This is a genomic window from Hymenobacter swuensis DY53, from assembly GCF_000576555.1.
Taxonomy (GTDB): domain Bacteria; phylum Bacteroidota; class Bacteroidia; order Cytophagales; family Hymenobacteraceae; genus Hymenobacter; species Hymenobacter swuensis.
Genome location: NZ_CP007145.1, coordinates 3,095,399 through 3,114,749, shown reverse-complemented (window position 1 = coordinate 3,114,749; position 19,351 = coordinate 3,095,399). Strand labels below are relative to the sequence as shown.

General features: G+C 58.9%; 18 protein-coding genes. 10 read left to right on the top strand and 8 right to left on the bottom strand.

Features of this window, described 5'->3' with window-relative positions; all coding sequences use genetic code 11:
- Positions 1–26: 26 nt before the first annotated feature.
- The 5 genes from HSW_RS14700 to HSW_RS14680 form a co-directional block, all read right to left on the bottom strand.
- Complete coding sequence (locus HSW_RS14700; RefSeq protein WP_044002543.1) at positions 27–1,310, bottom strand: TolC family protein; 1,284 nt, start codon at positions 1,308–1,310, stop codon at positions 27–29.
- A 235-nt stretch (positions 1,311–1,545) separates the two neighbouring features.
- Entirely contained in the window at positions 1,546–2,637 is a 1,092-nt protein-coding gene (locus HSW_RS14695; protein WP_044002542.1) for an efflux RND transporter periplasmic adaptor subunit, read from the bottom strand.
- Positions 2,638–2,761: 124 nt separating this feature from the next.
- Positions 2,762–4,141, bottom strand: coding sequence for a sensor histidine kinase (locus tag HSW_RS14690; protein ID WP_081768424.1), 1,380 nt, complete (start codon positions 4,139–4,141; stop codon positions 2,762–2,764).
- A gap of 152 nt (positions 4,142–4,293) precedes the next feature.
- Positions 4,294–4,971 carry a response regulator gene (locus HSW_RS14685; protein WP_044002541.1) on the bottom strand — a complete coding sequence of 226 codons (678 nt, stop codon included), beginning with the start codon at positions 4,969–4,971 and terminating at the stop codon, positions 4,294–4,296.
- Between the two features lie 227 nt (positions 4,972–5,198).
- On the bottom strand, positions 5,199–5,540 hold the full coding sequence (locus HSW_RS14680) for a hypothetical protein (RefSeq protein WP_044002540.1): 342 nt from the start codon (positions 5,538–5,540) through the stop codon (positions 5,199–5,201).
- A gap of 74 nt (positions 5,541–5,614) precedes the next feature.
- Between HSW_RS14680 and HSW_RS14675 the strand changes: the two genes are divergently transcribed.
- From HSW_RS14675 to HSW_RS14660, 4 genes are all read left to right on the top strand, one after another.
- On the top strand, positions 5,615–6,355 hold the full coding sequence (locus tag HSW_RS14675; RefSeq protein ID WP_044002539.1) for an electron transfer flavoprotein subunit beta/FixA family protein: 741 nt from the start codon (positions 5,615–5,617) through the stop codon (positions 6,353–6,355).
- Positions 6,356–6,469: 114 nt separating this feature from the next.
- Complete coding sequence (locus HSW_RS14670; protein WP_044002538.1) at positions 6,470–7,447, top strand: electron transfer flavoprotein subunit alpha/FixB family protein; 978 nt, start codon at positions 6,470–6,472, stop codon at positions 7,445–7,447.
- Positions 7,448–7,546: 99 nt separating this feature from the next.
- Positions 7,547–8,173: a bifunctional nuclease family protein gene (locus HSW_RS14665; protein WP_044002537.1), complete on the top strand. Its 627-nt coding sequence runs from the start codon at positions 7,547–7,549 to the stop codon at positions 8,171–8,173.
- Between the two features lie 250 nt (positions 8,174–8,423).
- Positions 8,424–8,978, top strand: coding sequence for a YfiT family bacillithiol transferase (locus tag HSW_RS14660; protein ID WP_044002536.1), 555 nt, complete (start codon positions 8,424–8,426; stop codon positions 8,976–8,978).
- Positions 8,979–9,058: 80 nt separating this feature from the next.
- Here HSW_RS14660 and HSW_RS14655 read toward each other — a convergent pair whose 3' ends face one another.
- A complete protein-coding gene (locus HSW_RS14655; protein WP_052346479.1) occupies positions 9,059–9,868 on the bottom strand; it encodes an ABC transporter ATP-binding protein in 810 nt (269 codons plus the stop codon).
- Positions 9,869–9,954: 86 nt separating this feature from the next.
- Positions 9,955–10,686, bottom strand: a complete 732-nt coding sequence (locus tag HSW_RS14650) for an MlaE family ABC transporter permease (protein WP_044002535.1) — start codon at positions 10,684–10,686, stop codon at positions 9,955–9,957.
- Between the two features lie 116 nt (positions 10,687–10,802).
- Between HSW_RS14650 and HSW_RS14645 the strand changes: the two genes are divergently transcribed.
- Positions 10,803–11,513 carry an SDR family oxidoreductase gene (locus tag HSW_RS14645; protein ID WP_044002534.1) on the top strand — a complete coding sequence of 237 codons (711 nt, stop codon included), beginning with the start codon at positions 10,803–10,805 and terminating at the stop codon, positions 11,511–11,513.
- Between the two features lie 90 nt (positions 11,514–11,603).
- Here HSW_RS14645 and HSW_RS14640 read toward each other — a convergent pair whose 3' ends face one another.
- Entirely contained in the window at positions 11,604–12,377 is a 774-nt protein-coding gene (locus HSW_RS14640; RefSeq protein ID WP_044002533.1) for a head GIN domain-containing protein, read from the bottom strand.
- A 13-nt stretch (positions 12,378–12,390) separates the two neighbouring features.
- Here HSW_RS14640 and HSW_RS14635 point away from each other — a divergent pair, with 13 nt between their 5' ends.
- The 5 genes from HSW_RS14635 to kaiC all read left to right on the top strand — a co-directional run bounded on the left by HSW_RS14635 (position 12,391) and on the right by kaiC (position 19,350).
- Complete coding sequence (locus tag HSW_RS14635) at positions 12,391–13,083, top strand: SDR family oxidoreductase (RefSeq protein ID WP_044002532.1); 693 nt, start codon at positions 12,391–12,393, stop codon at positions 13,081–13,083.
- Between the two features lie 163 nt (positions 13,084–13,246).
- Entirely contained in the window at positions 13,247–14,155 is a 909-nt protein-coding gene (gene gldA / locus HSW_RS14630) for a gliding motility-associated ABC transporter ATP-binding subunit GldA (RefSeq protein WP_044002531.1), read from the top strand.
- A gap of 126 nt (positions 14,156–14,281) precedes the next feature.
- Entirely contained in the window at positions 14,282–15,007 is a 726-nt protein-coding gene (gene gldF, locus HSW_RS14625; protein WP_044002530.1) for a gliding motility-associated ABC transporter permease subunit GldF, read from the top strand.
- A 111-nt stretch (positions 15,008–15,118) separates the two neighbouring features.
- Positions 15,119–16,855 carry a gliding motility-associated ABC transporter substrate-binding protein GldG gene (gene gldG, locus HSW_RS14620; RefSeq protein WP_052346478.1) on the top strand — a complete coding sequence of 579 codons (1,737 nt, stop codon included), beginning with the start codon at positions 15,119–15,121 and terminating at the stop codon, positions 16,853–16,855.
- A gap of 761 nt (positions 16,856–17,616) precedes the next feature.
- Positions 17,617–19,350, top strand: a complete 1,734-nt coding sequence (gene kaiC, locus HSW_RS14615) for a circadian clock protein KaiC (protein ID WP_052346477.1) — start codon at positions 17,617–17,619, stop codon at positions 19,348–19,350.
- Position 19,351: the final 1 nt, after the last annotated feature.

Sequence of the window (19,351 nt, the reverse complement as noted above, 5' to 3'; positions counted from 1 at the left end):
GATGGATTGGGAAGTAGGCTGCATAACTATTCGGCGTTGAACACCGGGCGGCCCACGGCGTAGTTGAGTTGTTCGAAGGCGCGCACCCGGTTGGCGCGTAGGTTGTTGAGCTGCAGGAGGCTGTTCTTGTAGCTCTCGTAGAAATCCAAGAATTCCACAATGGTGAGGTTCCGCTTGGCATAGCTCTCATCAATGCCTTTCATGAGCCGGTCGAAGTCCGAGGTTTCGCGGGCGGTGCCTTGGTAGAGCTGGTCGTTTTGGCGGGCCAGGCGCCATGCTTCCTGCACGTCGTTCTGCACCTGAAGCTGCTGCTGGCTGAACTGCACCTTGCTGACTTCAATCTGGTTTTGCGCGGTGCGAATGTTGCCCTGGTTGCGGTTGAAGATGGGCACGGCCACGCCCAGCGTGAGGGCATTGTAGTTCTGGATGTAGTTGCCGGCCCGGTCGTACACGTAGCCCACGGCCAAGTCGGGGGTGGCCAGGGCACGTTGCAGGCGCAAGTTCTGGGTTTGCTGCTGTACAGCGGCCTGGCGGGCTTTCAGGTCGGCCCGGTTCACCTGCGCTGAGTCGATGAGCTGTGCTTCGGTGCGGTCAGTTAGGCTGAGGGACTTGAGGCGGTTGCCGTCGGCGGTGGGCATGTAGTAGGCGCCGCTGGTGTCGCGCATCAGGGTGCGGAGGTCGGCTTGCTCGGCGGCAATGTCGTTGAGCAGGGTCTGCCGCTCGTTGCGCAGCTGAAATAGGAAGGCTTTCAGCCGAATCACCTCTTTCAGGGCAATGTTTCCCTTCTCGTACTGGCCTTGGTACAAACTCACGGTGCGCTGAAAGCTGGCCACTTCCTTGTCGTACACGCCTACACTTTGCTGCTTGTAGTACAGGTCGTAGAAGGTGCTGCGGAGCTGGTAGCGCAGGGTGCGCAGCAAATCCTGGAAGGTGAATTGCTCCACCAAGGCGTTCTGCTGGGCCACGTTGGCGGCGGCTTTGCGGCGGCCGGCTAGGGCAAACAGCTGCTGCACCTGCACAATGGAGTTGCCGGTCTTGGTCACGTCGAGCACCTTGCGCGTCTGCGGGTTGTAGGTGTTTTGCTCGATGGAAATGGTAGGGTTGTCCCAGAGCCGGGCCTGTAAAATCTGGGCTTCCGCCGCCGACACGTTGTAGCGCTGGGCGAGCAGCAGCAAGTTGTTTTGTACGAACTGCTGCTCGGCCTGGGGCAGCGTGAGCGTCAGGGTGTCGCCGCTGAGCGGCGCGGCCGTAGCGTGGGTACTGAAGTGCAGCAGCACGGCCAGGGGTAGCAGGAAAAGGAGGCGTTGCATATCCGGATTCGGTGTTGAGATATGCAAGAGTACGCCCTCCGTATTAGGGGCGAATTAGAGGTAAATTAGAAACGGATTAGAACGAAATATTTTTTCCAGAAAGGCCGCTCTTTCTATCGAAAGCGCCTTTCTAACGCTGTCAATAGGCAAAGAAATTGCCGCTGAGGACGGCTTTAGCAGCTCCCGCTCCGCCGTGCTCATGGCGTGCCGGACCCAATGCCGGGAGGCGTGCGGGCTAGTCATTGAGCTCCTTGTAATACAGTAGCGCGTTGCGGGTTACTACCTGCTCGCCGGGCGTCAGGCCGCTGCTCACGTAGCTCATGCCCTGGCCGGCGTGCTGCACGGCTACCGGGCGAGTTTCCACAGTGTTGTTTTTCACTACTAGCGCATAGCGGCGGCCATTGGCAAACACTAAGCTGGCCGAAGGCACCGCCGGCAACTGGGTAGTGCTGGTTTGGGTGAGGTGGATGCGCGCAAACATACCGGGCTTAAGCAGGTGGTCGGGGTTGGCGAGCCGCACCCGAACCTGGAGGGTTTTCCGTTCCGGGTCCAGCATGTTGAACACCTTGTCCACGCGGCCCGCAAATTGCCGGTCGGGGTAGCTTAGGGTGTGCACTTCCACCGGTAGGCCCGCCTTCACCTTCTCAATATCCGACTGAAACACATCGGCCAGTACCCATACTTCGTCCAGGTTGGCCACCGTAAACAAGCTGCCCACCTGGCCAGGGTCGAACTGCTGGCCTTCAGTCAGATGTTTTTCAATGACGGTACCGGCCTGGGGCGCGCGCAGGGTGTAGTGGTCGGGGGCGGTGCCGTACACGTCGGTTTGCTTGCGGAGGCGGGTTAGCTCGGCTTGGGCTTTTTGCAGGGCGGCGCGGGCCAAACTCAGGTCCTGGTCGGAGGACATGCCGTCGGCGTGCATCTCGCTTACGGCTTCCAGTTGCACGCGGGCCGTGCCTAGGTTCACGGTGGCTTCGGTGCGTTGCTGGGCCAAGCTTACCATCTGAGCGCTACGCAACACGGCCAGCGGCTGCCCCGCCGTTACCACGTCGCCGAGGGCTACGGGGGCTTGCTCCACCACCCCGCCAGCCAGGGCGTACACGGGCGTTAGGCGGTCGGCGTTGGGGCTTATGCGGCCTTCTAGGCGCAATTCCGTTTGAATAGGGGCCAGCTGCACGCTATCGGTTTGCAGGGCGGCCACGGTGGCGGCGGGTAGCTGCTGGGTGTCGGGGCGGGGTAGGGGCTCGGTGGTTTCTTCGGTGCAGCCGCTCAGGCACAGGCTAGTAGGCAGCAGCAAACGGGAGGAGAAATGGAATAGGCGGTTCATGGGCGTAACTGGTAAGTTGCAAGCTTACGCCCTCGGTATTAGCCACGGGTTAGAGGTAGATTAGAAACCGATTAGAAAATGAAGTTTCTATGAATTTCTGCCTGAAAAGCCCGCCTGACAGCCGCTAAAACACCACTTCAGCCAGAGTACCCGCGCCTAGTTTGGAGCTAACGCGCAACTCGCCGCCGTGCAGCTGAATGATTTTGCGGGCCAGCGGCAACCCCACACCGTGTCCCGTAACGGCGCGGGCATTATCGGCCCGGAAAAACGGCTGGAAAATCTGGGGTAACTCCTTCTCCCCAATGCCGATGCCTTGGTCCTGCACCCGAATCTGCCGCCGCCCATGCTGGTAATTGAACTGCACCTCCACCGGCTGGTTTTCAGGCGAATATTTCAGCGCGTTGTCGAGCAAGTTCACCAACGCCCGGCTCAGCAGCTGGCGGTTGCCTTTGATTTCCAGCTGCTCGGCTTCCTCAGGTAAGGTGCCCAGCGTGATGTGCACGCGCTGGCGCTGGTCGGGTGCCAGGGCTTCCCGCACCTCCCACAGCAACTCGTCCAGCCGAATATCCTCGGTGTTGTCAAAAGTGGTTTGGGTTAGGTCCAGTAGGTTGTTAATCAATAGCTTGAGCTGTTGTAACTCGTGCAGCACCGACGCTACCCCTTCCCGGTATGCGGCCGGGTCCCGCTCCCGGTTCAGTAGCACTTGCAACTCGCCAATGGTGGCCGTAAGCGGCGTGCGGAGTTCATGGGAGGCATTGCTGACGAAGGTGCGCTGAGTTTCGAACCCGTCTTCCAGCCGTTCCAGCATGCGGTTGAAAGTGCGGGCCAAGCGCGTTATTTCGTCCTGCTCGTGACTGACGCCTTCATTTACCCGCAGGTGCAAATCCTGGGTGGTAATGCGGTCTACTTGGTCATTAACGGCAGCAATGGGCGCTAGGGCCTTGCCGGCAAATACCCGGCCGGCCACGTATATCACCACCAAACTCACCACGAAAATGCCCGCCAGAATCATAACTAGGTGTTCCAGCCGGGCCGCGCCGGAATGGTTCTGGGCGGCGGCCACAATAATGAACTGTCCCTGGTTATCGGTGTAAAACAGCCCAATGGCCTGCCGACCACTGAGCGTGAAATACACTTCCTTCTCGGTCAGAATCCGCGTCAGGATGTGGTCGGAAATGGCCACGCGGGTGTCCTGCTCAATGAAGCGAGGCTGCAGTTGGTCGTCGTAAATCTGCAGGACCTCACCAGTGAGGGTGCGTAGGTAGCGGCGCTGAAACTCCCGAAACGCCTCAGCCCGCAGCTCGTCTTGCTCCAGAAACACGTAGCCCGTCACCTCGGCCCGGTCGCGCAGGCGCTGGTGGAACTCCTCGTTGGTATAATCGGCCTGCAGGATGTAGATGGTAGTCATTACCGCCAACAGCAGCACGGCCACTACTCCCAGAAATAGCCACGTCAATCGGTTGCGGATAGTCATGGGGCGGGTGGTGAAGTTGTGAAGGAGCAAGCTAGTGCCAGAACGTTATGCAGAGTGCAACGAAGCATCTCTACCGCTTTGTTGCAGTGGTAATCCAGCGTCCAGCGAAGCGGGAGAGATGCTTCGGCAAGCTCAGCATGACGTTTTAGTAGTGTTAGTCCATGCCTGCATCTTGCTTCATGTTACTCTTGAGCCCGCAGCACGTAGCCCATACCCACAACTGTATGGATGAGCTTGCGGGGGAAGGGCTTGTCGACTTTGTTGCGCAGGTAGTTCACGTACACGTCCACCACGTTGGAGCCGGCGTCGAAGGAGTCTTCCCACACGTCGGCGGCCAGCTCGGCGCGACTGAGCACGCGGCCGGAGTGACGCAGTAATAACTCCAGCAGCCCAAACTCGCGAGCCGTGAGCTTGAGGGGCTGCCCGGCCCGCGTCACAGTTTTGGCTGCTGAGTCCAGGGTCAGGTCCTCGAACTGCAACACGGCACTTTTGGCCTGTTGCCCGCGGCGGCGGGTGAGGGCGCGCACCCTGGCCACCAGTTCCGAAAAATCGAAGGGCTTAACCAGATAATCATCGGTCCCGCTGCCAAAGCCGTGCAGCTTGTCCTGATTGGTGCCTAAGGCCGTGAGCATGAGTACCGGCGTCTGCTGATCCTGCGCCCGGATGGCCTCCAGCACTTCCAGCCCGCTGAAGTAGGGCAGAATCACGTCCAGAATAATCAGCTCATAGGAGTGGAAGAGGGCCAACTGCCGCCCGAAGCGGCCATCATAGGCCACCTCCACCTCAAATCCTTCCTCCTCCAGCCCCCGTTTGATAAAGGCCGAAACCTTGGGCTCATCTTCAACCAGCAGAATTTTCATGGGGAAATGGTTGAATGGGTGAATGGGCGAACTGTTGAATGGTTGGACTGTCATCCTGAGTGCAGCGAAGGACCTTATAACAGCAGAACATTTGGTGGCAGAACCGAGAGTACGCTGACCCAGGCAAACGTAGTAAGGTCCTTCTTCCTCGCTTGATGCGCGACATGCTCAGGATGACAGATTTTTCCATTCAGCCATTCAACAGTCCACCCGTTCAACCATTCACCCTAGTCTTCATCCTCGTAATCCAGGCCCAGCAGCTGGTTCATGGCTTGCTGGATTTCGCTGGCAGCGTGCAGCTGGCCCGCTTTGCGGGCAACGCTGAGCCCTTTGCGGTAAACTTTTTCAGCTTCTTCGGGCTTTTCCAGCTGTTGCAGCATCTTGCCGGCGTGGTAGTACGTACCCACGTAATCCGGATGCTCATCGAGCAGTTTCTGGTAATACGTCATGGCCCGTTCCGGCTCCGTAACGCGGTATTCGGTGGCCAGCGCGTAGATGGTAAACGCGTCGGTAGGATCATCCTGGTAAAAGGCCAGGAGTTGTTGCAGGCGGCTCGGTGCGGTTTCCATGGGGCGGTAGTTTTGAGTATCTTCGCCCCAAATTTGACACTTTCTCCTAGTATCTTCCATATAAGCAGCCGTAGATGAAGTTTCTCGTTTGCATCAGCAACGTACCCGACACGACCACCAAAATCACGTTCACTCCTGATAACAAGGAGTTTAACAGGGCTGGTGTGCAGTTCGTAATAAACCCCTGGGATGAGTATGCACTCACTCGCGCCATCGAACTGAAAGAGGCCCAGGGCGGCGGCACTGTCACCGTCCTCAACGTAGGTGAGGCCGATACCGAGCCCAACATCCGCAAGGCACTGGCCATCGGGGCCGATGACGCCATCCGCGTAAACGCCCACCCGAAGGATGCCTTCTTCGTGGCTCAGCAAATTGCCAGCATCGCCAAGGACGGCGGTTACGACGTGATTCTGATGGGTAAGGAAAGCATCGACTACAACGGCTTCCAGGTGCACGGCATGGTGGGCGAACTGCTCGGCATCCCGACGGTGGCCCCGGCCATGAAGCTGGATATGAGCGGCAACACCGCAACGCTGGAGCGCGAAATCGAAGGCGGCAAGGAAATCGTGGAGGTGAATGCCCCATTCGTGGCATCGTGCCAGCAGCCCATGTGCGAGCCCCGCATCCCCAACATGCGCGGTATCATGACGGCCCGCACCAAGCCCCTGAAAGTGGTGGAGCCCACCGCCGACGCGGCCCGCACCGAGGTAGCTGCCTTCGCGCTGCCCCCCCAGAAGCAGGGCGTGAAGCTCATCCCGGCCGAAAGCGCCGGCGACCTGATTCGCCTGCTTCGCAACGAAGCCAAGGTTATCTAGTTGGGAGAGCTTAGGGATTAGAGCCCAGAGCTTAGCTGCATTTAAGTAGCCAAGCTGCCCGCCTCTAGTTCAAACTAAGCTCTAAGTTCTCACTATCTAAGTTCTCGAAGAAAAATGTCTGTACTAGTAGTTGTTGAATGTGACGGCGGCGAGGTGAAGAAATCCTCGCTGGAAGTAGCTTCTTACGGCAGCCAGGTGGCCCAGATGCTGGGTACCACCGCTACGGCCGTAGCGGTGGGTGAAGCCACCGAAGCCAACTTGGCCAAGTTGGGCGAGCAGGGTATCACCAAGGTGCTGCACGACGCTGAGCCCCGCCTCAAGGATTTCGTGAACGGTGCCTACACCAAGTTGATTGCCGCCGCTGCCCAGAAGGAAGACGCCAAAATCATCGTGTTGGCTAACTCCAATATTGGTGCTTCAGTTGGTTCGCGCCTGTCGATCCGGCTGCAGGCCAGCATTGCCACCAACGTGGTAGAGCTGCCCAAAACCGATGGCGGCTCGTTCACGGTGAAGCGCGGTGCCTTCTCGGGCAAAGCCTTTGCTGACGTGAAGCTGGACGGTGACCGGAAAATCATTGCTGTTAAAAAGAACTCCATCGAAGCCCTGCATGAGGCTGGCAAAACCGCTCAGGTAGAGGCCTTCTCGGCTCAGCTTTCGGACGCCGACTTTGCTGATGCGCCCAAGCAGGTGGTGATGCAGGATCAGGCCGGGGGCATTCTGCTGCCTGAGGCCGACAAAGTAGTGTCGGGTGGCCGGGGCATGAAAGGCCCGGAGAACTGGAACCTCATCGAGGATCTGGCGAAGGCGCTGGGTGCGGCAACGGCCTGCTCCAAGCCCGTATCGGACGTCGACTGGCGCCCTCACCACGAGCACGTAGGTCAGACCGGCATCACCGTGTCGCCGAACCTGTACATTGCCTGCGGTATTTCAGGGGCCATTCAGCACCTGGCCGGCGTGAACTCGAGCAAGGTAATCGTGGTCATTAACAAAGACCCCGAGGCTCCTTTCTTCAAAGCGGCCGACTACGGCATTGTAGGCGACGTATTTGATGTGTTGCCCAAGTTGACTCAGGCGGTAAAAGAGCTGAATTAAGGTTTCTTAGATGTGCATACTGTGGGAAACCCGTACCCGGTTACCCATAGTATGTACATTTTTCACAACCTTCACCGTAGCACATTCACCTAGACCCTAGTGAAAAAAATACCGCTCGAAATCCTGGGCCTCTCGTCCAGCCAGTCGCAGTCGGGTTCCTTTGCCCTTATTCTGGGCGAGAAGACCGGCAACCGGCGTCTGCCGATTATCATCGGCATGTTTGAGGCGCAGAGCATTGCCATTCAGATAGAAAAAATCAGCCCGAACCGACCACTCACGCACGATTTGTTCAAATCCTTTGCTGAGCAGTTGCACGTAGCCGTGCTGGAAGTGCTGATTTCGGATTTGAAGGAGGGAGTGTTCTATTCTAAAATTGTGTGCTCCGACGGAGCCACCACCTTCGAACTGGATTCGCGGCCTTCGGATGCCATTGCCATTGGCCTACGGTTTGGGGTGCCCATCTTCACGGTGGAAAGCGTACTGAGCGAAGCCGGCATCATCCTCTCCGACCTGGATGAAAACGCGGAAGACGCGGACGAGGATGATGACGACGACGAGGATGACGATTCCGGCGACCGGCCCGTGCCGTCGCCCGCCGAGCCCAAGGAGCCCAGCGGCCAGGTTTCACTGGATGAGCTAACTAAAATGCTGGCTCAGGCCCTGGAGCGCGAGGATTACGAGAAAGCCGCTAAAATCCGCGACGAACTAAACAAGCGCAACGGATAACTGTCAGTGCAAATCGGAGCTGAGGCAATTTTTGCTTCACGAAACTCCCAACGCAAACCTGTTTAAAAGCCCCTGACACCATTCGGATGTCAGGGGCTTTTCGTTTTTCAAGTTTTCCTCTTTTGAGAGGAATAGAATTACTGGCGTGGCTTGCAATGACGAACGGACGGGTTTCGCATTTGCTTTAACGCACCACAGTTCCGGGTTAACGGCGTACCTTTCTGTCCTCAATCACTGCCATATTCTCCTCATGGAAACTAGTTCTGCTGCGTCTGATTTGCGCTATCCTATCGGCCAACCGGTGTTGCCCGATGAGCCGCTGGACAGGGGCGCGCGCACGGCGTATCTGGCGCACCTGGCTACGCTGCCCGACCAGATACGAGCTGCTGTAGCCGGCCTCACGCCTGAGCAACTCGATACCTCATACCGACCCAATGGCTGGACAGTGCGCCAGGTTATTCACCATCTGCCCGATTCGCACCTGAACGCCTATACCCGCTTCCGGCTGGCCCTGACGGAGGATAATCCTACTATCCGGCCCTACGATGAAGCGGCCTGGGCTGAACTCCCTGACGTGGCGGCCACACCGCCTGCCGTGTCGCTGGCGCTGCTGGAGGCGTTGCATATCCGGTGGGTACGCCTGTTGCGCAACCTCACCGAAGAGCAGTGGCAGCGCACGTTCTACCACCCTGAATCGAAACGCACATCTACCCTGGACCAAGTGCTGGTACTGTACTCCTGGCACGGCCGGCACCATCTGGCCCACATTGCGAACCTGATACACCGCGAAGGGTGGCGCCGATAGCACATCGGCAAATCACAGAACTGCCATAACAAGTCAACACCCCGCTCAGAATCGTTGACTTGTTATGGCAGCGCTGTGATTTAAATATTAATGGCTTCGTCGGTAGTAGCAGCGGCAAGGCCACCTTCGGTTTCATCGTCCACTTTCTTGGCAGCGCGTACAAGGCTGCTACTAAAGATGAATTCCTTGAGTTCGGGCACCTGGGCATTGAGAATTTCGTCCTTGTTGCCGTCCCAGAGCTTCTGGCCCTTGTAAAGGAAGATGATATGGTCCCCGATTTCGATGACGGAGTTCATATCGTGGGTCACTACCACGGTGGTAATGCCGTATTCATGGGTGATTTCGTGGATTAGCTCGTCGATTTTGATGCTGGTCAGTGGGTCAAGGCCAGAGTTGGGCTCGTCGCAGAACAGATAGGTACAGTTAGGAGCAATGGCCCGGGCAATACCTACCCGCTTCTTCATGCCGCCCGAAATTTCGGAAGGCATCTTGGTGCCGGCATTTTCCAGTCCCACTCGTTTCAGGCAGAATTCTACCCGGTCGCGGCGTTCTTGGCGCGACATCTCCGGGGTGAGCATTTTGAGAGGAAACTCCACGTTTTCGTACACCGTCATGGAGTCGAACAGGGCCGAGCCCTGGAAAAGCATACCAATTTTGCGCCGGATTTCCTGTCGGATCTGCACCTTGTTGTTGCTGAACATGGTGCCATCAAAAGTGATGCTGCCCAGGTCGGGCTGCATCAGGCCCACAATACATTGCAACAGTACCGATTTGCCCGTGCCCGAGCCGCCCAGCAGCAAATTGCACTTACCGGTTTCAAACGTGCAGTTAATGCCTTTCAGCACTTGGTTGCCGTCGAAGGACTTCTGGACGTTATGAACTTCAATCATGAAAGTAGAAGCTGGAAGCTGGAAGGCAAAAGTGCAAAAGGAAGCTTGTTTTGTACTTCCGGCTCCTTTGTTGCAGCTGCTTGAGTTTAGAGAAGGAGAGCAGCCAGGGCGAAATCGGCTACCAGAATAGCAATAATGGAGTTGTTGACGGCCGTAGTGCTGGCGTTACCAACTTCCAAAGCTCCACCCTGCGTGAAGAAGCCCTTGAACGAGGAAATGGCCGATACCAAGAAGGCGAAAACCACCGATTTGATGAGGGCAAAAACGATGTTGTAGGGAATGAAATCGGTGCGAATGCCCTCAATGTACTCCTGCGCCGACAAGGCCCCGGTGAGGGAGCCGGCCAGGTAGCCGCCGATGATAGACAGGGCCATGGCCAGGATTACCAGTAGCGGAAACATCAGCATGGAAGCCAGAATGCGCGGTAATACCAGGTAGGATGCCGAATTAATACCCATTACCTCCAGGGCCGATACCTGCTCGGTGATGCGCATGGTGCCCAGGCCGCCCGCAATGCTGGAGCCCACTTTGCCCGCCAGTACGATGCTGGTAATAGTAGGGGCCAGCTCCAGAATGGTCATTTCGCGCACCATGTACCCGATGGTGCTTTTAGGAATGAGCGGGTTGGTGAGGTTGTACGCAATCTGAACGCAGGTTACCGCCCCAATAAAGGCCGATACGATGGCAACAATGAAGATGGAGTTGATGCCAATGGTTACGCACTCATCCATGGTGCGCTGCCATAACACCGCCAGGCGCTCTTTCCGCGTGAGCATGCTCTGAATAAAGAGCAGAAATTCACCGAATGATTTGACCATAAAAAGCAGAAAACAGAAGGAAAAGCGGAAACTTGCGGCCTCAGTAGAACCAGCGAATCAACCCGAAAGGGTAGTGCCGCTGTGCTTACGTAAAAACCGCTTCAGGAATCAAAGGAATGCAAAAAAATATCGTTGTTACAGGCGGCACCAAAGGAATCGGACGGGCCCTGGTGATGCGCTTTCTGCGGGCGGGCTATCCGGTAGCTACCTGTGCCCGCTCCGCCGCCGACCTGCAGGCTTTGCAAGCGGCTGCCACGGAGCAGGTTGCAGGGGCCATACTGCACACCTTCGTTGCTGACCTAAGCAAGCGCGCGGAAACGGTTTTGTTTACGGAGTTCGTGCGCGGCCTGGGGCCGGTGGAGGTGCTTATCAATAATGCGGGCTCCTTCATTCCGGGGCGGCTGCAGGACGAGCCGTTGGATGGTACCCAACTGCGGCAGATGCTGGATGTGAATTTGCTGAGTGCCTACGACGTGACTCAGGCCCTGCTGCCGGGGTTGCTGGTGCAGCGCAGCGGCTACATCTTCAACATATGCTCCACGGCCAGCATTACAGCATACCCCAACGGCGGTTCCTACGGCATTGCCAAGCACGCGCTGCTGGGCTTTACCCGTAACCTGCGCGAGGAGCTGAAAGACGCCGGCATCCGGGTAACGGCCGTGCTGCCAGGGGCCACCCTCACGGCCAGTTGGGAAGGAGTGGACCTGCCCGCCGAGCGGTTCATCCGGGCCGAGGACGTGGCCGATACCATTTTCGGGTCGTTTTCCCTCTCGCCGCAGGCCGTGATAGAGGAGCTGCTGATCCGGCCGCAGTTGGGCGATATTTAGGCGGTGTTTTCCCGCAATGGTGCGCGGGTGGGAGGCGCAGGGTTTCGCAGTGGCCGTTCAAACACTGCGAGACCCTGCGCGAAAAACCCATTACTCCACCACCAATTTCCCCTTCCCCGTAACCTTCATTTCGAGCCGCGGCTGCAGAGCGTAAAACACGGTGCCGATGCCGGCGTGGGTACCAGCCAACAGTTGGCCCACACGCAGACGGGCATTGCCGCTGCTGCTGGCGTTAGTTTGCAGGTACACGTCCTGCAAGGAGAAATCAGAGGCGTACAGGCTGCCGCTACCGCCCAGTGTGTGGTGCAGTTCCTGGGTGGTGCCGCTGAGGTAGATGTCGCCCAACTCGTATTGGCTCAGGCCTACATACTGGCTGTTTAAGGCCAGGTGAAAGTCGCCGGAACCGATAAGGTGCGCGAAAATAGTATCCTGCTCAAACAGCCTATCGGTGCGGATATCGGCCTGCCCGCGCAGAAAGATACTGGTGAGGTGCGGGACGTGTAGCGTGACTTCGCGGGGCGTATCGTAGCGGCGCACCCAGTTACAGCGGCTGGTATTGCGGATAATAAGCTGGTCGTCTTGTACTTCCAGCCGGATATCGTCCTGGAGATTTTTGCCGGCCCGCACTTCGGCGTAAGATTCCGCGTCCTGCACCAGTGTTACCTGCACGTTATCGTAGGCCGTCAGGACCTGAAAAGGAGGGAGGCTGCGGCGTTCCGTAACGATGTTGCCGGTGCTGGTGAAGCAGCCGGCCTCGTTTTCCTTGCTGCAGCCCGGCAGCAGCCCCAGCAGACCCAGGCCGGCCGCGCCGCGTAAAAGCCACCGGGAGCAGCTAACTTGCACCTTCAATTCTGACCACACCATATACACCGGACCTATGGACCTCAGCGGCAAGGTAGCCATTATCACAGGCGTCAGCAAAGGCATCGGGCGAGCCACCGTGGAACTGCTGCTGGCCCGCGGCATGCAGGTAGCCGGCTGGGGTCGCACCGCACCCGCCGACTTCCAGCATCCGCGCTTTCACTTCATCGAGTGTGATATCCGGCAGGAAGCCGAGGTGCAGAAGGCGTATCAGGCCACCGAAAAGGCGTTGGACAAGGAAGTTCACGTGCTGGTAAATAACGCCGGCCTCGGCAATTTCGGCCCCATTGATGGGTTTTCGTCGGAGCAGTGGCACGAAATGTTCGACACCAACGTACACGGCCTGTTCTACTGCACCCGCGCCGTACTGCCGGCCATGAAGCGGCAGCAGTTGGGCCACATCATCAACGTGGCGTCTTTGGCCGGTACGGCAGGCACGGCCAATCTGGCCGGCTACTGCGCCACCAAGTACGCCGTGCGCGGTTTCTCCGATGCGCTGTTCAAGGAAGTACGTCCGCAAGGCGTGCGCGTGACCTGCGTAATGCCCGGCTCGGTGGAAACCAACTTCGGCGGGAAGGAGCCTGGCCAGGAGCCCGACCCGCATAAAATGCAGCCCGAAGACATTGCCGCCGCCATTGTACACGCCCTGGAAGCCCCGCAGACCGTTATGATTTCGGAACTGCAAATGCGCCCGACGCAGGTGAAATGAGTTGTCGGCTGATGACAGCCAGTAGAACGTCATTCCGAGCGTAGTGCAACGGAGCCGAGGAATCTCGCGTGCTGACGTATAAGTTATTATCCCAACCTCAGCACGCGAGATTCCTCGGCAAGCTCGGAATGACGGGCTGAAAGAACCAGATTATAATACCTACATGGTAGAAGTCCAGAATCTTACGAAAACCTTCGGTCCGCAGACTGCCGTGGATAACATCAGCTTCTCGGTAGGGAAGGGCGAAATCCTGGGGTTTCTGGGGCCGAACGGGGCCGGTAAGTCCACCACCATGAAAATTGCCACTGGCTACTTGCCGCCCTCGGCCGGTACGGTGGTGGTGGATGGCTTCGACGTGCAGACGGCTCCGCTGGAGGTGCGTCGCCGGGTGGGCTACCTGCCCGAGCATAACCCGCTGTACCTGGATATGTACGTGCACGAGTACCTCGAATTTATCGGTTCGGTGCACGGGCTGGGCGGCAGCGCGCTGCGCCAGCGGGTGCGCCAGTTGGTGGACCGGGTGGGGCTGGGGCGTGAGCAGAACAAGCAGATCGGGGCCCTCTCGAAAGGCTACCGCCAGCGCGTGGGGCTGGCCCAGGCCCTCATTCACGACCCCGGCGTGCTCATCCTCGACGAGCCCACCACCGGCCTCGACCCGAACCAGATCGGCGAAATTCGCAGCCTGATCCGGGAACTGGGCCAGGATAAAACGGTCATCTTCAGCACCCATATTCTGCCCGAGGTGGAAGCCTTGTGCAGCCGGGCCGTCATCATCAACCGGGGCCGCCTCGTGGCCGACTCCCCCGTTTCGGAGCTAGGTGCCCGCGCCGCCGGCGAAACCATCATCCGTGCCGAGTTCGAGCAGGCCATTGACGTGGCCCCGCTGCGGGCGTTGCCGGGCGTGCTGGCTGTGGAGGCCGAAACCGGCCACACCTACCGCATCCGGGCCCGCGCCGGCGCCGACCAGCGCGGGGCCATTTCGCGCCTGGCCGCCGCCCAAGGCTGGGTGCTGCTGGGCCTGCGCCAGGAAGAACAGAGCTTGGAGCAGGTGTTCCAGGAACTGACCAAATGAAAAATCCTGTCATCCTGAGCGGAGCGAAGGACCTTCTCACGTTGGAATAACTTTCTCACTCGTGAAAAGGTCCTTCGCTCCGCTCAGGATGACAGTTGTATTAAATCAACTACCACGGTTGCCTACATGCTCGCAATACTTCGCAAAGAATTCAACAGCTTCCTGAACTCGCCCGTGGCCTACGTGGTGCTGGGGGTGTTTCTGGTGGCTACCGGCCTGTTCGTGTGGGTGTTTCCGGATAGCTCGGTGCTCGACTACGGGTTTGCCGATTTGCAGACGCTGTTCAACATTGCCCCCTGGATTTTCCTGTTCCTGATTCCGGGCCTCACCATGCGCACATTTGCCGAGGAAAAGAAGGCCGGGACCATGGAGTTGTTGCTCACCCGCCCGCTCACCGACGGCCAGATTATCGGGGGCAAGTATCTGGCCTGCCTGCTGCTGGCGTTGCTGGCCCTGGTGCCCACGCTGCTCTACTACTACTCGGTGTACCAGCTGGGCAACCCTGCCGGCAACATCGATTCGGCCGCGACGGTGGGCTCCTACCTGGGGCTGGCGCTGCTGGCAGCCGTGTTTGCCGCCATCGGGGTGCTGGCCTCAGCCCTGACGCGGGACCAGATTGTGGCCTTTTTGGCGGCCGTGGTGGGGTGCTTTCTGGTGTACTCCGGCTTCGATTCGCTGGCTTCAGTGTTTGATGGCGGCCTGGCCTACTATATCGGGCAGTTGGGCATTGCCGCCCACTACCGCGACTTGGCCAAAGGCCTCATCGACTCCCGCGACCTGCTGTACTTCTTGAGCCTGATTGTCGGCTGCCTGCTGGCCACGCGCCTGGTGCTGCAAAGCCGTAACTGGTAAGGGTTTTTGAGCTGTTGGCTAACGGCTATTAACTGTTAGCTTTTCTTAACAGAAAGTGAGTGGTTGGTAACCAGATTTGGGGGCCGACCTGACATAAAAAGACATTCACAAGTGAGTACAGAACAACAGCCATCAGCTAACAGCCATCAGCTAACAGCTAATTCGGCATCAGCTAAAAAACGCGACCTGACGCGCTTCGGGGCGGTGCTGCTGGGGCTGCTGCTGCTCAACTTCCTCGGGGGGCTGTACTTCTTCCGCCTCGACCTCACGGAGGAAAAGCGCTACACTATGTCGGCGGCCACTCAGACGCTGCTTTCTGGACTTAAGCAGCCGGTTACCGTAACGGTGTACCTGGATGGCGACTTCCCGCCGGCCTTCCGGCGGCTGCAGCAGTCGGTGCGCGAAACGCTGAACGAAATGCAGCTGCACAGCGGCTCCAACCTGCACTATGTGTTCGTAGACCCCTCGGCGGCCGGCACCGAGAAGGCCCGCAACGACTATTACCAGACGCTGTTCAAGAAGGGCCTGAGCCCCACCAATCTGGGGGCCAACGAGAACGGCAAGCGCGTGGAGAAAATCATCTTCCCCTGGGCCGTGGTATCGGCCGGCGGCAAAGAGCAGAACGTGCTGCTGCTGCGCGGTAACCAGGCCGCCCCCTCCGATGTGCGCCTCAACCAGAGCATCGAAGGGCTGGAGTACGAGCTGGCCTCGGCCATCCGCAAGCTCAGCCCCGGCCAGCGCAAGCGCATTGGGGTAGTGGAAGGCCACGGCGAGCTGACCAACGTGGAAGCCGGCGACCTGATTGGCTCCCTGAGCCAATACTATGACGTGTTCCGGGTGAACCTGGCCCAGTCGCGGCCCGAGGCGCTGCAGACGCTCAGCGCCATCATCGTGGCCAAGCCGGCCGGGGCATACACCGAGCCCGAGAAGTTCAAGCTCGACCAGTTTATCACCCGAGGCGGTAACGCGCTGTTCTTCGTGGATGCTATGCGCGTGAACCTCGACAGCGCCAGCCGGGGCGGCATGCTGGCCTTCCCCCAGTCGCATAACCTGGATGACCTGCTGTTCAAGTACGGCGTGCGCGTGAACCCTGATCTGCTGCTCGACCTCAACTCCGGCGTAATTCCGCTGGTAACGGGTATGACCGGTAACAAGCCCAAGGTGGAGCCCATGCCCTGGCAGTTCTACCCGCTCATCAACAAGTTTAGCCCGCACCCCATCACCCGTAACCTCGATGCGGTGTACACCAAATTCGTGAGCAGCATGGACACGGTGAAGGCCGCCGGCATCCGCAAAACGCCGCTGCTGTTTACCTCGCGCTACACCCGGGTGCTGCCTTCTCCCGTGCCCGTGAACCTGAACGACGCCCGTCTGGAGCCCAACCCCAAGCTCTACACTTCGCAATTCAAGCCCGTAGGCTACCTGCTCGAGGGCCAGTTCGGCTCCCTCTACGCCAACCGCGCCGAGCCCGGCACCACCAACTTTCAGCCCGCCACGCCCGCCGGGGCCAAGCCCGCCAAAGTGCTAGTGGTATCGGATGGTGACTTTGTGCGCAATGAGGTGGACCCCAAAACCAACCGGCCCTTCCGCCTGGGCTTTGACCGCCTCGCCAGCACCGAGTTTGCCAACCGCGAGCTGCTGCTCAATGCCGTGGACTACATGCTCGACGAATCGGGCCTGATTGCCGTGCGCGGCAAGCAAATCACCCTGCGCCCCCTCGATAAGCTGCAGGTAGTGGAGGAACGCCGCCGCTGGCAGCTGCTGAACCTGGGCGTGCCGCTCGTGCTGCTGGCCCTATTCGGAGCCGTGCGCGCCTGGCGGCGGAAACGGCGGTACGCCCGGTTTTAAGGGTGCCACTGCGTAGTCACGCATTGACTCAGGTCTGGTTCGATTTTATCTTCGAAGTGTTGTTTAAAGGGCTGTTGCATTGGTTGTTGTTCACGCCCCTTAGCTTTGTATATCCGTTACCGCAGCAGCAGCGAGGTGGAGCTGGGGCAGGTGCTTCTGTTGAATGCGGTCATCGTAGTGCTGATAGTGCCTATTCTGTTGATGGTGGTATGGGTGCTTTACAGCAGCGTCCTTCGGCTGCTATGAATGCCCGCATGGCACCGGTCCGGCGGCTGGCAGCCGTCGGACCGGTTGCCGTTAGCTACCCCCCGAACGACTATAACGGTGCGGCTGGCCCGTCCGGCAACCGGCCTGACAGGCTGCCGCCTGTCGGACGGAACCAATCACCCAGCGGCAGCGTCGGCAGTAAATCCTGCAACAGATCGGCTTTGCGCTCCGGGCCGGTGAGTCGGGCTTGCAGCCTCCGTTAGGAACCTATGCAGCCGTTGGTTTGCAGCGTGTCTTCGGCTTCCTTCTGGAAGCGAATGGGCATAGACCCGCAGGGCTGGTACTGCTGTCAGGCGCACCTCGTAGCGGGCAGCCTGCTGCTACCTACCGGCGCAATTACTGCCGCAGCCGTTGGGCTTGGTGCCGGCCATCATGAGGCAGAAACGGCCCCGAAACCCTACACACAGTATCTACTCCGGCCATTCTGTGCAGGAACCCGCGGGCCGAACTGCTGCTGCCTGAATGCGTATCTTTGAAGGAAACTCTAGTAATATATGCAGGATATAATAGCTTCTTCGGCCGCTGCGCGCCCCCAGTTACCCAAGGCTCCCACGGGCATTGATGGGCTGGATGAAATTACCGAAGGAGGACTGCCCTTGGGTCGTCCCACGCTGGTCTGCGGCAGCGCGGGCTGCGGCAAAACCCTCATGGGCGTGGAGTTTCTGGTGCGCGGCATCCTTAACCACGACGAGCCCGGCGTACTGATGGCCTTCGAGGAAACCGCTGACGAACTGGCAGCCAACGTCACGTCTCTGGGCTTCGACCTCAAAGCGTTGCAGGCCGCTGGCAAGCTCAAGCTCGACCATGTCCACGTTGACCGCTCCGAAATTGAGGAAACCGGCGAGTACGATCTGGAAGGCCTGTTTATCCGGTTAGGCTACGCCATTGACTCCATTGGGGCCAAGCGCGTGGTGTTCGATACTATTGAGGCCCTGTTCTCGGGCTTTCCGAATCAGGCCGTGCTACGCTCCGAAATCCGCCGGCTGTTCCGCTGGCTCAAGGACAAAGGTGTAACCACCATCATCACGGCCGAACGGGGCGAAGGTTCCCTCACCCGCCAGGGCCTGGAAGAATACGTGTCGGACTGCGTGATTCTGCTGGATAACCGCGTGATTGACCAGATTACCACCCGTCGGCTGCGCATCGTGAAGTACCGCGGTAGCACCCACGGCACCAATGAATACCCCTACCTCATCACCGAGGACGGCATTTCGGTGGTACCCGTCACTTCCCTGAAGCTGGCCCACGAGGTATCCGATGAAATCGTGTCCTCCGGCGTGCCGGCCCTGGATGATATGTTCGGGCGGCGCGGCTTCTTCCAGGGCAGCAGCGTACTGATTACCGGCACGGCGGGCACGGCCAAAACCACGCTGGCGGCTGCTTTTGCCGCCGCCATCTGCCGTCAGGGGAAGAGGTGCCTGTTCTTCGCCTTTGAGGAGTCGCCCCGACAGCTGGTGCGCAACATGCGTTCCGTGGGGCTTGATCTGGAGCCGTATCAGCAGCAAGGGTTGTTGTACATCGAATCGTCGCGGCCGACGCTGAACGGACTGGAAAAGCACCTGGTCACGCTGCACAAGCTCATTACCGAGCAAAAGCCGGCGGCCGTTGTCATCGACCCCATCAGCAACCTGATTACGGTGGGCAACATTGCCGAAGTGCGGAGCATGCTCACCCGCCTCATCGACTTTTTGAAAGTCCACAACGTCACGGCGCTGTTCACGTCCCTCATCAGCGGTCGGAACGTGCAGCAGGAAATGACTGAGGAGGGTGTTTCCTCATTGGTGGACACTTGGCTCAGTGTGCGCGACCTGGAAGGCATCGGGGAGCGGAACCGGGGTATCAGCATCCTCAAATCCCGGGGCATGAGCCACTCCAACCAAGTGCGGGAGTTTATTGTCACGGATAACGGAATCTGCCTCCTGGACGTGGTGGTGGGGCCAACGGGCATTGTTACGGGGGCCAGCCGGCTCACCCAGCAGCTGCAGGAAGAAACCCTGGCCCTGGCTGCCCGTCAGGAGTTAGAGCGTAAAGACCGGGAAATCGAGCGTAAGCGCCGGGTGCTGGAGGCAACCATTACCAACCTGCGCACCGAGTTTGAATCGGTGGAGGAGGAGTTGCGCCAGATCAACCAGGAAGAACTCCTCCGTCAGCAAACCCGCACTACCAACCGGCAGCAAATTGCGGCCTCCAATGGTGCCACCTCGGCCACTTCTCCTCCTCACGCGTAAC